This is a genomic window from Massilia sp. BSC265 (genome assembly GCF_000740675.1).
Taxonomy (GTDB): domain Bacteria; phylum Pseudomonadota; class Gammaproteobacteria; order Burkholderiales; family Burkholderiaceae_D; genus Telluria.
Window position 1 is genome coordinate 135,851 of record NZ_JPXI01000010.1, and the last position, 14,197, is coordinate 150,047.

Consider the following 14,197-nt stretch of genomic DNA (forward strand, 5'->3'; position numbering starts at 1 on the left):
CGGCAGCCGAAGCCACCACGATATAGGCAGTCCAACAGGAAATTCTTGCGCAGCATCATCACTTGCAGGGCCGCGCCAAGCAAACGCGTCCATGCCGTACAAAACCTTAAGCTAGTGACAAGCCTTCTCGGTACGTGCTGCTCCGAAACGAAACGCCGACAGTCATCGGCCGAACAGTCCGCGCGTCAGCACGTCGACCACCCCTTTGGTCACGGCTTCCGTCACGCCCGCTTTGGCCGGCGCTTGGGTCTTCTTTTCTTCCGGCGCCCCCTCCTGCTCCACCATGGCGGCTTGCATTGCTGCCCCCATGCCCGGCATCAGCGACGCGACCGACTTCAGCCGCACCTTGACGTTCCATTGCGGTTCCCAGGTGACTTTTGGATCCTTCGGCCGCGGCGGATACGCCATGTTCAGCTCTTCGCCATAGGCAATGACACGCGACATCGCCATCGGGCCGACGGCTTCCTTCGGCGCCATGCATTCGGTTGCCCCGGCAGGCAGCAGCACCTTTTCTTTTTGCCACTTGCTGATGGAGCCGTTCGGCTGGTAGTTCACCAGACCCATGCCCATGTCCGGCAGCTCGCTCGAGGTCCAGTACACCATCTCCATTTCGCCCGCCTCGCCCTTGCCGGCGTCGCGCATGCCCATCGACTGCACGAACCAGCCACTGGCCTGCCGCATCGGCTTCCACTTGAACAGCACAGCCTTGTCGTCCTCATCGCGGCTTGCCTCGACGGCAGGCATCAGGTCGTGCTGGGCGTCGATATTGAACTTGAAGCCGTCCACCACGCCAGCACCGGCAAAGCCGTGCTCCCCCACCAGCGACGCGCCGTCCGGCAGGCGACGGGTGTCGTTCTTGTTCGGCCAGCCCGGGCGTCCGGGCGCTGGTTGCGGCACCCGGGAAGTGGCGCTGCGGTTCTGGAAGAATTTGCCGAACTGTTTAGGATCCATCTTGGCGAGATCGAGCACCAGCGGCTGTCCCTTGCGTACCTCCGCCCCGCAACCCCAGTAGAGATACATTTTCCCTTTCGGCATCTCGAACTTCGTCGGTTCCGGGTCCGTGTCGTCATATGCGGGCACGTCTGCCGGCCCCTGGTCCGGCGCCAGCAGGTTCAGCACGGGCCCCAGCTTCGCGCCGGCCGGCACGCTCTGCGTTGCCGTCGTCAGCTTGCTGTTGTTGCGGGTGAGGAGCGTGACATCCATCCAGCGCCCTGGGCTCTGGGCCTGGGTCATGCCGAAGGTATTGTCACTGGCTTTGGCCCCAAACATGGCCCCCATCAAGCCGCCCGCACCGCCGGGCATCTGCATGCCGCCGGAGAAAGTGGCGAGGTCGATGTAAGCCTGGCTGACAGGCGGCTTGACCTTCTGCACCGGCTGCGCGGCAAGGACGGAAGGCAGGGCAAACAGGCCCGAAACAGCAAGCGCTAGGTGTTTTGGCAAGAACATGGGGCTTCCTATGAAGTGGTATCCGGTAGCGAGCAATTTTGCTGGCATGCCTGTATCCAGCCCATCCCCCCGGGAGGGGGAACTTGGCGCATCGGGCTTGCCGCCCTGTCGCGCCAACAAATTGAAACGAAGCACTTGGATATTCGCGCAAACGCCGCTATAATCTTGGCTTCTTCGGGTCGTTAGCTCAGTTGGTAGAGCAGCGGACTTTTAATCCGTTGGTCGCTGGTTCGAGCCCAGCACGGCCTACCAAAGATTCAGCAAGGAAGGCGTCATGAGAAATCGTGACGCCTTTTTTGTTTTTCGCGCTTGTTTTTCTCGTCATATTGCTGTCATCCCTGCCTCCTATGCTGTCGGTTTTTCAACTCAGGAAATCCGACAATGCCGTTTCTCGACCTCGCCGCTCCTCCGACCACCCTGCGCGTCCTCGGCGCCGCCATGCTTGCCGCCGGCCTCCTTGCCGGTTGCGGTGGCAGCGATGACGACGAAGAACTGACGCCCAGGACGCTGACGATGGAGAAGATCGGCAGCTACAACGGCGGCAAGGCCGGCGCGGCCGAGATCACCGCCTTCGATGCCGCCAGCAAGCGCCTGTTCGTGGTCAACGGCGCCAACGGCACCGTCGACGTCCTGGACCTTTCCACGCCGTCCGCGCCCAGGTTGCTCAGCACCATCAGCGTCGCCGGCCTCGGTGCGGGCGTGAACAGCGTCGCCATCCATGACGGCCTGGTCGCGCTCGCCATCGAATCCTCGCCCAAGACCAATCCCGGCACGGTCGCCTTCTACAATGCCGCCGACCTGAAACTGCTTAACAGCGTGCGCGTCGGCGCCCAACCCGACATGCTCACCTTTACCCCGGACGGCCGCACCGTGCTGGTTGCCAATGAAGGCGAACCGAACAGCTATGGCCAGGCGGACTCCGTCGATCCGGAAGGCTCGATCAGCGTGATCACCGTCAACCGCGGGGGCACGCCGACCGTCGCCACCGCCGACTTCCGCGCCTTCAACGGCCAGGAAGCCGCGCTGCGCAGCCAGGGCATCCGCATCTACGGCCCGGGGGCCAGCGCGGCCCAGGACTTCGAACCGGAATACATCGCCACCAGCGAAGACGGCCGCACCGCATATGTCACCCTGCAGGAAAACAATGCGGTCGCCATCGTCGACGTCGCCACCGCCAAGGTCACCGCGATCAAGCCGCTCGGCACCAAGAACCACAACCTGGCCGGCATGGGCATGGATGTCTCGGACGAAGACGGCGGCACCAATACCAACAGCGGCAGCCCGTCGGTGAAAATCGCTCCGCAGCCGGTGAAAGGCATGTACCTGCCCGACGCGATCGCCCGCTTTACGGTGGACGGCACCTCCTATCTGGTCACCGCCAATGAAGGCGATGCGCGCGCCGACTGGCCAGGCTTCAACGAAGAGACGCGGGTACGTGCTCACTGCACGGCCGGCCTCGACCCGGCCGTGTTCGGCAATGCCGCCAACCAGATCTTCGATTCGAACCTGGGCCGCCTGCGCATCACCACCACGCCGAACGGCGGCAGCACCGGCAAGAACGCGGCCGGCCAATGCACCGAGCTGTACAGCTTCGGCGCCCGCTCCTTCTCGATCTGGGACACCAACCTGAACCGCGTGTACGACTCGGGCGACGAGTTCGAACAGAAGACCGTGTCGCTGCCGAACGCCCGCTTCAATGCCAGCAACGACAACAACGAGCTCGACGGCCGCAGCGCGTCCAAGGGTCCGGAACCGGAAGGCGTGGTGGTCGGCCGTTTCGGCAACAAGACCTATGCCTTCATCGGCCTGGAACGAATCGGCGGCGTGATGGTGTACGACGTGAGCAAGCCTGCGGCAGCGAGCTTCGTCACTTACCTCAACTCTCGTACCAACGACACCGGGGATCGCGGTCCGGAAGGCCTGACTTTGATTCCGGCGAAGCAGTCACCGAACAACAAGCCGCTGCTGGTGGTCGGTAACGAGACGAGCGGCACGACCGCCATCCTGCAAATCAACCTCAGCTACTGATCCCGCAACAGGGTTGAAAGTGGAAATGCCAGCCATGACGGTTGGCATTTCCTCCGGCGCCGCCGATAATCGGCGCCATGCCACACACCATCGCTTCCCCCGTCCACGTCGAACTCGTCATCAAGAAGAGCCGCTTCCTCGCCTGCGTCCAGCCAATGCCAGATAGGGCCGGCGCCCAGCAGGTCGTCGCCAGCCTGCGCGCCGGGCATCCCGGCGCCGCCCACGTCTGCTGGGCCCTGCTGGCCGGTGGCCAGTCGGCCGCGGTCGACGACGGCGAGCCGAGCGGTACCGCCGGCCGTCCGATGCTCGACGTGCTGCGCCACCAGGACCTGGAAGGCGTGCTGGCCACCGTGGTACGCTACTTCGGCGGGGTCAAGCTGGGTGCGGGCGGACTGGTGCGCGCCTACACCGACAGCGTGGCGCAGGCCCTGCTGCAGGCCCAAAAGGTGCCGATCATCAAGCTGCAGGGGCTGCGCTGCACCGCGCCCTATGCGCTCGAAGGGATGGTGCGGCGCGAACTCGATGCCGCCGGCGCCCGCCTGGACGCGGTGGCGCATGGCGACGAGGTGCTGTTCGACTTCAGCCTGCCCGCGCAGCACGCCGCCGCGCTGCGTACCCGGCTCGACAATGCCGGTCACGGCCGTATCGCTTGGCCGAAAGTCGATTAGGAGTAGTCGGTATCTTGCTTGTATTACATATCCGGTCGCTATACCTGACATCACGACACAAAAGCGGACCAAGCGGATATCGCGCGCTATAGTGGCCGGTCCACTTCGCCACTTCCAGCGCATTTTGATCAAGAAAAGTCTTCTTCCCCTCGCCCTGGGCGGCTTCGGCATTGGCATGACCGAATTCGTCATCATGGGCATCCTGCCCGATATCGCCGGCGGCCTGCAGATCAGCATCCCGCAAGCCGGCTACCTCATCACGGCCTATGCGCTCGGCGTCGTGGTCGGTGCGCCGACCCTGGTGAGCCTGATGGCGCACCGCCCGCCGCGCAACGTGCTGATCTGGTTCATGGCGATATTCACACTGTTCAATGCGATGTCGGCCTTCTCCCCGAACTTCGAGGTAATGATGCTGTCGCGCTTCATGGCCGGCCTGCCGCACGGCGCCTTCTTCGGTGTCGGTTCCGTTGTCGCCAGCCGCCTGGCCGACGAGGGCAAGGTAGCCGCGGCCCTGGCGACCATGTTCACCGGCCTGACGCTCGCCAACGTGGTGGGTGTGCCGGCAGGCACCTGGCTCGGCCATAACATGAGTTGGCGCGCCGTGTTCCTGGTGGTGGCGGCGATCGGCCTGGCCACGGTGCTGGCCCTGCGCCAGCTGGTGCCCTATATCGAAGCCAAGGGGCGGACCAGCCTGAAGCAGGACTTGCGCATCTTCCGCAATCCGGCCCTGTGGCTGGCGCTGGCCATCACCTCGATCGGCACCGGCGGCTTCTTCGCCTTCTTCAGCTATATTGCGCCGCTGTTGACCGAAGTCAGCGGTTTCAAGCCGGCGACCATCCCGATCGTGATGACCGTGGTCGGCGTCGGCATGACGGTCGGCGTGAACCTGGGCGGGCGCCTGGCCGACCGCGTGCCGCCGCTGCAAGCCATCCTGATCCTGCTGGGCACCATGACTGCCCTGCTGCTGTGCAATGGCCTGTTCGCGGGCTCGCAGGCTGCCATGCTGGTGCTGGCCTTTGCCACCGGCGCCAATGCGCTGGCGCTGGGTCCGCCGATCCAGATGCTGCTGATGGCGCACTCGCGCCAAGCGGAAATGCTGGGCTCCTCGCTGGGGCAATCGGGCTTCAATATCGGCAATGCCCTAGGTGCCTTCCTCGGCGGCATCCCGCTGACCCTGGGCTATTCCTACGCCTCGCCGCAGTGGGTCGCAGCCGGGCTGGCCCTGTCGGGCGTCCTGCTGGCCATGGCGATGCTGGCACAGGGCCGTGCCCAGGCGCGTCTCGCCGCCTCAGGCAGCTAAGCCTGGCTGCGGCGCAGGTTCCAGCGCCGCAAGCATCTCCAGCACCTGAGCCGACCACACGACGGTCGCGAATTCGCCATGCAGGCTGGCCAGGGCCGTGTCGTGCATCTCCTCGGCCGTGAAGTGGCGGCCGTCCGGCCCCGTACGCTCGAAGGTGGCGGTGGCGTCCGCCACGAAATACGTCTCGAAACCGAAGTTGCCGGCCATGCGCGTCGTCGTCGAAACGCAATGGTCGGTCGTCAAGCCCATGATCACCAGCACCTCGATGCCGGCCGCGCGCAGGCGCGCCTCCAGGTCGGTGCCGATGAAGGAACTGTTGACGCTCTTGAATATCACCGGCTCGCCCGCCAGCGGTTGCCCTTCCGGCTTGTGCAGGTAGCCAGGTGTGCCGGGGCGGAACGATCCCGTCGGCGAGGCCGAGCGGTGCTGGATGTGGAAGATGGGTCGTCCGGTCGCGCGCCAGGCCGCCAGCAGCGCGGCGATCTTTTCCTCGGCGTCGGGATTGTTGCGCCGGCCCCAGCTCGGGTCGTTGAAAGCCTGCTGCACGTCGATGCTGATCAGGGCTGCGTTCAGGGGTAATGCTTTCATGTGCTTCTTCCATGAAGTGGATCGAAGCGCCATCCTGCGCCGCCACCCGCGATGCCACAACCGAAATGGGGGATAATGGCTGGCTTCACATGAAGGATTTCGATGGCATGAAGCTGAGCCAACTGAAGATGCTGGTTGCCGTGGCCGAGCACGGCAGTTTCAGCGCCGCCGCCGCGGAGCTGGGCTGCACGCAGTCGCGCATCAGCCATGCGCTCGCCGAACTCGAGGGCGAGCTGGGTGTCAGCCTGCTGGCGCGCGGCCGCGCCGGCTCGGCGCCCACCGAGGCCGGGCAGCGGGTACTGGAGAAGGCGCGCCAGATGCTGCGCCTGGAGGACAGCCTGCGCGAGGTGGCGCTGCTTGACGATGGCCTGTCCGGCACCGTGCGCATCGCCTGCTTTCGCAGCATCGGCACCCATCTGCTGCCCCATGTGCTCGAAGCGCTGGCGCAGCGCCATCCGCAGCTGCGCGTCGAGATCGACGACAGCTGCGAGCAGCGCGCCGACGTGACGGCCGCGCTGCAGGGCGGCCTGGCCGAGGTCGGCATCGCCCAGCTGCCGCTGGCCGGCACGCTGGCCTCTACCCCCTACCTGCACGACGACTATGTGCTGGTTGTCCCTGCCGCGCTGGCGCCGCCAAGCGGTCCTTCGCCCTGTTGGCCCGAGCTCGGCGCCCTGCCCTTCATCGGCCTGGCCTGTACGGGTGCTGCGGAAATCCTGGCGCGCTGCCGTGCGGCCGGGTTCGGATCCGATCCTGCGCGCACCTTGAGCAATGACACCAGCATTGCCGCCATGGTCGGCCGCGGCATGGGCTATTCGATCCTGCCGCGCCTGGCCAGCTTTCCGGAACCGCCCGACGTGCGCATCCTGCCGCTGCCGATTCCTGCGCGGCGCCAGTTTGCAATCGCGGCGCTGCCGGACGTGATGCGCCTTCCTCGGGTGCGCGCGGTGGTCCGGGCGCTGCGCGAGCGCAAGCTGGCGGCGGCCACGCAGGCCGGCCGTGCGGGCATCATCGGGTGGGATTAGGAATCGAAAGAAACTAGGCCAGCGTGGCGTCGCCGAGCGCCTGCGCCGTCTCGGCCGCTTCGCTGCGCAGCACCTGCAGCGTGGCCGCATCGAGCGGGCCGGGTTCGTGGTCGTCCGCCGCTCCGCCGAGCGGCGAATCGACCAGCACATAATGGTTCGCCAGCAGCAGCGTATCGAGCAGCGTGTGCGGCACCGGGTTCGGCACGCCGTCGCGCAGGCCGCCGACAGCCTCCGCCACGTCTGCGGGAATCGCCAGCTTGCGCATGATTTCCAGGCTGGCCACGTCCTCGACCAGCGCGCTCCAGTTCTCGGTATCGTCCTCGAGCAGGCCGGGGAACTCATCGGCGCGCGACAGCAGGTAGAAACCGCCGACCTCGTGCACGATGCCGGCGAACAGCGCGGTATCCGGATCGATCCTGGTCACATGGCGCGCAATGGCATGGGCCAGCGCCGCCACCTGGGCGCTGTGGGTCCATAGCTGCGCGGCCTTGGCGCGCAGCACGGGGTCGGCAATGCGGTGGCCGAACTGGCGCACCATCAGGGCCGCGACCAGGCCGCGCAGGCGGCGGTAGCCGATGCGCAACACGGCCGCACGCACATTGCTCACCTGGGTGCCGTTGGCAGCGCCGTAGGCGGCAGTATTGGCCAGCGCCACGGTGCGCGCGGCCAGCTGCGGTTCGGACAGCACGAGGCGGATCGCCTCATCCACATGGCAATCCGGATCATCCAGGGCCAGCTGCAGGCGCAGCACGGCATTCACGCTGGTGGGAAAGGTGATGTCCCCACGCGCGGCCTGGGCGGCAATGTATCCGAAGGCTTCGAGTTTGTTCACGAGGGAATTATACCGTTGGTGCGCGCCGGGCCCGGCAGCGCGTGCGGCTGGACAAGAAAAAGCCCGCACGGCGCACGTGCGGGCTTCCTTCGCGATCGACGATTACTTCACCTTGATCGCGCTCTTGACCCTGGTAACGCCTTCGACGCCCTTGGCCACCTTCTCGGCGCGCTCGGCTTCAGCCTTCGAATCGACGAAGCCGCTCAGCATGACGACGCCCTTCTCGGTCTCGACCTTGACGGCCAGCGCACTGGTGTCCTTCTCGGCGGCCAGGCCGGCCTTGACCTTGGCAGTGATTGCCGCATCCGACATGTTGGACGCGGTGCGCGAGCCGGCGCGCTCGGTCGCCTTCTCGGTCTTGTCGGCCGCGTTCGAAGCGGTGTCGCGGGTCTTGTCGCCGACGTTCTCGGCAGCCCGCTCGGTCGTTGCAGCGGCACCGGCGGTCAGTTCCTTGGTCTTGTCGGCAACGTTACGGCCGGCTTCCTTGGTCTTGTCGACTGCGCCGGCGAGGGCGTTGCGGGTTTTTTCACCTGCGCGCTCGAGGGCCGTGTCCGGCTTATCCTTGTTCTCGACCAGGCAGGCGGTCTTGTTGCCCTTTTCATCGCACTTCTCGACGGCCGCCGACTTGACCGGATCCTTGGTGTCGGTGGAGGCAATCAGGCCGGCGCTGCCTGCTGCGCCGGCGGTCGCGGCGGTGCTGCCGCTGCCGCCGGTGGCGCTGGCACCCGTGCCGGCGCCGTTGCCGGTATCACTGCCGCCGGCCTTGGCCAGCGCGGCGGTGCGCACCGACTTGGCATTGTTCATGCAGCTGTCCTTCGCGTTGCCTTGCATGGCATCGCACTTCTCTTCGGCCAGCTCGTACTCGGCCTCGGCCAGCTTGCGGCGGGCTGCATCGCGGTTGGCCTGGGTGTTGTCGTGTTTCTGCACGGCGGCCAGCTCGGCCTTGGCGCGGGCGACGTCGGCCTGCTCTTCGCAGATGTCCTCATTCTTCAGGGCGTCGCACTTCTGCTTGGCGGCCTTGTGGTCGGCCTCGATCTTGTCCATGGCCTTGCGGTAGGCGGCATTATCGGACTGGGCGAAGGCCGGAGCGGCGGCGATGGTGGCGCCGGCAACGGAGGCCAGCAGGGCGGTGAGGAGTCGGTTCATGATGGTGTCCCTTGTAGTCGGTTGTTGTGATGACATCATTAGACGCCCCACACCCGACAACATCTGTGCGACAACGAACACTCATCGCCACGGCAATCATTTGGCAGCCCCGGCTGTTGCTGGGAGGCCGCCGGTACCACGGTTCATTCGGTCGCCAGCAGGCCTTCGCGCCACAGCCCGTCGACGTTATCGAAAGGGGCCTCGGCCTTGCCGAATGCGGCGCCGTCGCTTGCCAGCTTCACCCAGGCACGGGTGTCGTGGCTGCTGCGCGGAACCGCCACCTTGGCGCGCACACCGGACAGCCAGCGGTAGACGCGTGCGTACTCGTCCGGATTGTTGCGCCGGGTCCAGGCCAGCGCGGCCAGGTCGGCGAAGCCTTCCTCGCGCCGGGTCTCGCGCATGGCCTTCGATGCGGCCAGCAGCGAGGCGTCAAGGGCGCGCTCTTCGCCCACCTCGACGAAGCCGGCCGGCAACGCATGCCAGACGCCCTGCACATAGCGCCAGCAGTGCGCGATCTCGTGCGCCGCCATTGCTTCGATCAAGGCGCCCTGCTGCGCTTCCGGAATGTCGGCCAGCACGGCCTCCGCATCGGGATTGTTACGCAGGGACATCACCAGCTTGCAGCGGCCCTTGTCGAAGCCCATGGCCAGCGGCACGTCGCCGGGACGCGGCTGTGGCTGGACGGTGATGTCGAGGGGAAGCTTGAGCTGCTGGGAGTAGGCCAGCACCGGTCCGGCGGCGCTGAGCCAGCGTTTTTCCAGTGCGGTCAGCTCGGCGGCGTGGAGCGTCGGCGCCACCGTGGTGGCGAGGAGCGCGGCGAGGAGCAGGGGCTTGAACACGAAAATTCTCCCAAGGACGATGAAATGCCTATCGGCAATTCTAGCCCGTAGACAAGCACCACTTTTGGGAAAATTTTTCTCTGTGTTTAGAACACTAAACTTGTCAGCTTTGCCTCTCGGGCAGCACCGGGGCGACCATGGCCGTGAGGCGCTGTGCCTCGGCTTCCATCGCGGCTGCGGCAGTGGATGCCTGCAGCAGGGCCGTGGTGCGGCGCGCGCTTTCGGTCTGGCCCCGCGCTTGCCCCTCTTCCAGGCTGATCGCAGAGGTCACGGCCGTCACCCTCGCCACCGCATTCGCGATCGCCTGCAGGGCGCCGGCGTCTTCCATATGGGCCACCGGGCTGCCGACCAGGTCGCGGATATCCTTCACCACGGCGGTCGAACGCAGCGCCAGCGCCTGCAGTTCCTGCACGACGGCGGTCTGCTCTTCGTCGTGCTCGCCGGTACGTAGCGCCTGCACTGCCGCGTCGAGCGCCAGGATATTGGCGCGGAAGGCCAGGCCGTCGATGGCGCCGACGATGTCGTCCACGCGCTTCGGCGCGGTCACGGTGTCGATGGGGGCCGCCGGGACCTCTCCCTCGGCCGCCGTCGCAGCTTCACGCTCATGCGGCAGCCCGCGCACGACATACCAGGTACCCACCACGGCCGCCGCCACCGCGCCGGCGCACAGCAGCACGATCCACCGCGCGAATCCGGATGCCAGCTGGCGGGCCGACGTCATGTCATTGGCCGCGAGTTTCTGCTCGAGTTCGATAAAACGGTTGAGGCTGGCGAGCCAATCCACGAAAGCCGGCGCCACCTGCTGCGACAGCAAGGCCGACGCTTCCCGCGTCTCCCCGAGCGCATGCAGGGCGACCATGCGGTCGACCAGCGGACGGGTGCGGCGCTCCTGTTCCTTGATCGCAGCCAGCGCCTTGCGCTCTTCTGGGAGGATGCCCGGCAATTCGTGGAACAGCGCGTCCAGCGGCGAAGCGGCGCGCGCATAGGCGTCCGCCAGGGTCTTGAGGCGGCCGATCGGGGCCGCGGCGGAGACGGAATCGGGAGCAAGGGCAACGTCGCGCACGGCGATCGCACGGTCGCGCACGCTGCTGCGCAGTTCGACGGCGTAGCGCTGCTTGATGCCGCTGACCTCGTCGATGCGGAACAGCAGCTGCTCGATCTGCCCCGCGCGCCCTGCGGCCAGCACGGAGAGCGCGATCATCAGGAGGATCACGGCGCCGTAGCCGATGGCCAGCCGCGCGCCAGTGGTAAGGGGCTTCGTCGTCATGTCCTTGTCTTTGCCAGCCCGGGACGGCGCCAGTGTGGCGCCAATAATTTCCCCCAAGCAATGCAGTGACTATAACATGGTCCCTGTATGGATTGACGACGCTTTCAGTTTAAGTTAAGCAAAACCGGCGGCAGTGTTGCGTCCATGCCAATCCCGCCGCCGGTTCCGGCGCTGTTGATTACTTGGTCAGTGCCGCCGCGGTCACGAAGCTCGGGCGGATGTCGTTCGGCACCGTCTGCTTGAGGCGGTCGAGCGCCTTCTGCACTTCCGGACGAATCACGACGTACTTCTTCATCAGCTCCTTGGCAGCCTCGTAGTCGCCGGTGGCTTCAATCGTCAGGAAATCACGGTCGAGGTCGGTGACGGCCCCCTTGATCTTCTTGAAGTCGACCGAGAAGGTGCCGTCGCTGTTCGCCACGAAAGCGCCCTTGTCGAGCAGGTAGTTCATCTGGATCGCCATGCCGCGCGCGTGCGAGGAGGTCAGGCCGAAGTGCAGGGTGCGGAACGCGGAGGCCAGGAAGGTGTTGTACAGCTTGCGCTCGGCTTGCGCGCCCTGCCCCAGCGTGTCCTTCAGCAGGCCCTTGTCCATCATGTAGCCCAGCGCCCACAGGCCGGTGATGTCGGCCTTGGCTTCCTCGATGGTCGAGTAGGTCTCCTTCAGGTCCTGGCGCGGGGTCGATTCCTTGCCGTTCTTCCGGGTGGTGTGCGGGCCGAGGCCGTGCATGATCTCGTGCGCCAGGATGTGGGTGAAGAAGGAGTCGAAGTCGAGGTCCTTCTGGTCCTGCGGGCGCAATACCAGCTTGGAGATCGGCTTCAGGGTCGATTCGAACTTCGCTTCCTGCACGTTCTTGAGCATCACACGCTTGGAGCCGCGCTCGCGGATCACGCGCTCGTCGTTCGGCAGGTTGTAGGCGGCGGTCTGCACGCCCATGTTGCCGTCACCCGCGCCGAACACCTGGTTGACCACCACCATCGGGGCGATCGCGCCCACCTTCGGGTTGCGGTACTGCTTGGCGAGCGGCAGGTTGTCTTCCAGCTCCTGCAGGTGCTTGCCGAAGAAGGCCAGCTTCTGGGTTTCCTTCTGGTCGCGGATGCTGACGTAGGCTTCGAAGGCGGCCTTGTAGCCGAACAGCTCGTCGTTATAGGTTTCGTACGGGCCAATGGTGATGTCGACCGGCGAATCGAGGTCCATCCAGGCGAAATCGGAGGCCAGGTAGTCGTTGGACAGGAAAGCGTCGGCGCGCAAAGTCAGGAATTTCTTCAGCGAGGCGTTGTCGGTCAGGCTTGCCGCTTCGCGCAGCAGCTTGGCCAGCCTCTCCAGGTCCGGACGGTACTCGTCCGAGTACTTCACGGTACGGAACTTGCCGTCGGGCCCAGTGCGGACCACGGTGAAGAACCATTGGGCGTCGGCCTTCTGCGCGCCTGGTAAACCGTTCATCCAGCTTTCCAGCGCTTCCTTGCTGGCGTTCTCCGGATAGAAGTTGGCGCCCAGCGGCTTCTTGGCCGGGATCTTGATGCCGGCATACTCGGCGGGCATGAAGGACTTGTTGTCGTCGAGGCTGGACCATGGGCCCTTGTTCAGCCAGAAGGCGTTCTGGCGCGCGCGGCCGAGTTCGGAGTTGTCCTTCTGGAGGGCGGCCCACAGGGCTTCGTTGCCGGACCAGCGCTGGCGCAGCTGCAGGATGTCGATGATGTTGGCGGCTTCGATCAGCTTGGCCATCGCGGCGCGGTCGCCTTTCGAGAGCTTCGAGATATCGGCCTTCAGCTCGGCCGGCGCGAAGCGCTTGGCCATCGTGGTGAGCTGGGCAACGGTGGCGGCTTCGGCGGCATGCGCCACATTGGCAAATGCGGCGCCGATGGCCGCGGCCAGCACGAGAGGAGCGAGGAGTTTCTTCATGGTGTCTCTGGTCAAAATAGTTATAGTCCGGCGATTGTAATCCGTTCCGCGCACTGGTCCATCATTGCCGCGCTTGGTCCAGCGCAGGGCCGGTGTACTTCATCAACAGGCCTTTCGGCCCCACTGCCCAGCCTTGCGCCGGGCCGGCAAAGCCGACCGTGTTCAGCGGCGTCCTGTCGAGTTCGGTCCAGCTACGGCCGGCGTTCAGCGAGTAGCCCGATCCCGCCAGGCCGGCGGCCACGAATGCGCGCGAAGCGCCAGGGACCGACACCACCACCGACATGTAGCCTGCTGGCGCGACCTCGACCGGCGTCCAGCTCGCGCCGCCGTCGCTGGTATAGGCGCCGTTGATGCCGGCCATGCGGGTTTCCTTGTAGTCGCCGCCGGCGGCGAAGCCTTCTTTGGTGTTGAGGAAAGCGACCGAGAACACGCCGCGCGCCGCGGCACCGGCCGGGATCGGCGTCGGGGACGGGCGCCAGGTCTTGCCGCGGTCAACAGAGTGGAAGACGCGCGAGGCGGCGCTGCCGCCGGTGGCGATCCAGGCGTCCTTGGCGCCGGCCACGGTGAGGCAGGTGCCGCTCGCCGCAAAGGCGCCCTCGTTTGGCATGGCTTCGAGCCCCTTGCTTGCGACTTCCTGCCAGGACCTGCCGCCGTCGCCCGTCGTATAGACCTGGAAGCTGCCCTTGACCGGATCGCCGAACAGGATGCCGTTGTCCTTGTCCCAGAAGGCCATCGCGTCCCAGAAGCCCTCGGCCACCCCGTTGGTGACGACCAGGCGCCAGCTGGCGCCGCCGTCATCGGTGCGGTAGATGCGCGAGGCCGCACCGGGCCCTGCCCCCATCACGACGGCCGTGTTCGCGTCAAAGGCCTGGATGTCGCGGAAGTCGATCTTGTCGGCCTCCGGCACCTGCATCGCCTGCCAGTTGCTGCCGTCGACGGTGCGCAGCACGGTGCCCTTGGCGCCGCTGGCCCAGGCGACCTTGTCGCTGACGACGGACAGGCCGCGCAACTCGGCGCTGGTGCCGCTGGGGATGGCTTGCCAGTGCTGGGAAGAGGATGAGGCAGATGCCGCACCGGACACCAGGAGGGCGGCCAGGAAGGTTGCGGTATGCAGGGCACGTGCAGGCAGGAACATGGGTGCGGACCCTCGTATGGTTGAGTGTT

12 protein-coding genes and 1 tRNA gene are annotated in these 14,197 nt (G+C 66.0%); 5 read left to right on the forward strand and 8 right to left on the reverse strand.

Translation table 11 applies throughout. The features are described 5' to 3' along the window. Window positions 1-162: 162 nt before the first annotated feature. Window positions 163-1,446 (reverse strand): hypothetical protein, encoded by a 1,284-nt coding sequence (locus tag MA09_RS01495; RefSeq protein ID WP_036244647.1) that lies wholly within the window; start codon window positions 1,444-1,446, stop codon window positions 163-165. Window positions 1,447-1,622: 176 nt separating this feature from the next. On the opposite strand from MA09_RS01495, the gene MA09_RS01500 reads away from it, so the two are divergent. The 4 genes from MA09_RS01500 (at window position 1,623) to MA09_RS01515 (ending at window position 5,442) form a co-directional block, all read left to right on the forward strand. Next, window positions 1,623-1,698: transfer RNA gene (locus tag MA09_RS01500), tRNA-Lys, on the forward strand. A 129-nt stretch (window positions 1,699-1,827) separates the two neighbouring features. Then, on the forward strand, window positions 1,828-3,474 hold the full coding sequence (locus MA09_RS01505; protein ID WP_051933072.1) for a choice-of-anchor I family protein: 1,647 nt from the start codon (window positions 1,828-1,830) through the stop codon (window positions 3,472-3,474). A 77-nt stretch (window positions 3,475-3,551) separates the two neighbouring features. After that, on the forward strand, window positions 3,552-4,142 hold the full coding sequence (locus MA09_RS01510) for a YigZ family protein (protein WP_036244648.1): 591 nt from the start codon (window positions 3,552-3,554) through the stop codon (window positions 4,140-4,142). A 91-nt stretch (window positions 4,143-4,233) separates the two neighbouring features. Further along, window positions 4,234-5,442 (forward strand): MFS transporter, encoded by a 1,209-nt coding sequence (locus MA09_RS01515; RefSeq protein WP_267872568.1) that lies wholly within the window; start codon window positions 4,234-4,236, stop codon window positions 5,440-5,442. Here MA09_RS01515 and MA09_RS01520 read toward each other — a convergent pair. Continuing rightward, window positions 5,431-6,030, reverse strand: a complete 600-nt coding sequence (locus MA09_RS01520; RefSeq protein WP_036244650.1) for a cysteine hydrolase family protein — start codon at window positions 6,028-6,030, stop codon at window positions 5,431-5,433. The two genes, MA09_RS01515 and MA09_RS01520, sit on opposite strands and share 12 nt — an antisense overlap. An 11-nt stretch (window positions 6,031-6,041) precedes the next feature. On the opposite strand from MA09_RS01520, the gene MA09_RS01525 reads away from it, so the two are divergent. Continuing rightward, window positions 6,042-7,052 carry a LysR family transcriptional regulator gene (locus tag MA09_RS01525; protein ID WP_229440517.1) on the forward strand — a complete coding sequence of 337 codons (1,011 nt, stop codon included), beginning with the start codon at window positions 6,042-6,044 and terminating at the stop codon, window positions 7,050-7,052. Window positions 7,053-7,065: 13 nt separating this feature from the next. On the opposite strand, the gene MA09_RS01530 is transcribed toward MA09_RS01525, so the two are convergent. From MA09_RS01530 to MA09_RS01560, 6 genes are all read right to left on the reverse strand, one after another. After that, a complete protein-coding gene (locus MA09_RS01530; RefSeq protein ID WP_036244651.1) occupies window positions 7,066-7,884 on the reverse strand; it encodes an HDOD domain-containing protein in 819 nt (272 codons plus the stop codon). A gap of 102 nt (window positions 7,885-7,986) precedes the next feature. After that, window positions 7,987-9,030, reverse strand: coding sequence for a BON domain-containing protein (locus MA09_RS23525; protein ID WP_051933073.1), 1,044 nt, complete (start codon window positions 9,028-9,030; stop codon window positions 7,987-7,989). 143 nt (window positions 9,031-9,173) lie between these two features. Continuing rightward, window positions 9,174-9,869: a hypothetical protein gene (locus MA09_RS01545; RefSeq protein ID WP_036244653.1), complete on the reverse strand. Its 696-nt coding sequence runs from the start codon at window positions 9,867-9,869 to the stop codon at window positions 9,174-9,176. A gap of 103 nt (window positions 9,870-9,972) precedes the next feature. Next, window positions 9,973-11,136 carry an MCP four helix bundle domain-containing protein gene (locus tag MA09_RS01550; protein WP_036244654.1) on the reverse strand — a complete coding sequence of 388 codons (1,164 nt, stop codon included), beginning with the start codon at window positions 11,134-11,136 and terminating at the stop codon, window positions 9,973-9,975. A gap of 178 nt (window positions 11,137-11,314) precedes the next feature. Next, a complete protein-coding gene (locus MA09_RS01555) occupies window positions 11,315-13,033 on the reverse strand; it encodes a DNA mismatch repair protein MutT (RefSeq protein ID WP_036244656.1) in 1,719 nt (572 codons plus the stop codon). Between the two features lie 61 nt (window positions 13,034-13,094). Continuing rightward, entirely contained in the window at window positions 13,095-14,168 is a 1,074-nt protein-coding gene (locus MA09_RS01560) for a hypothetical protein (protein WP_051933074.1), read from the reverse strand. Between the last annotated feature and the right edge of the window lie 29 nt (window positions 14,169-14,197).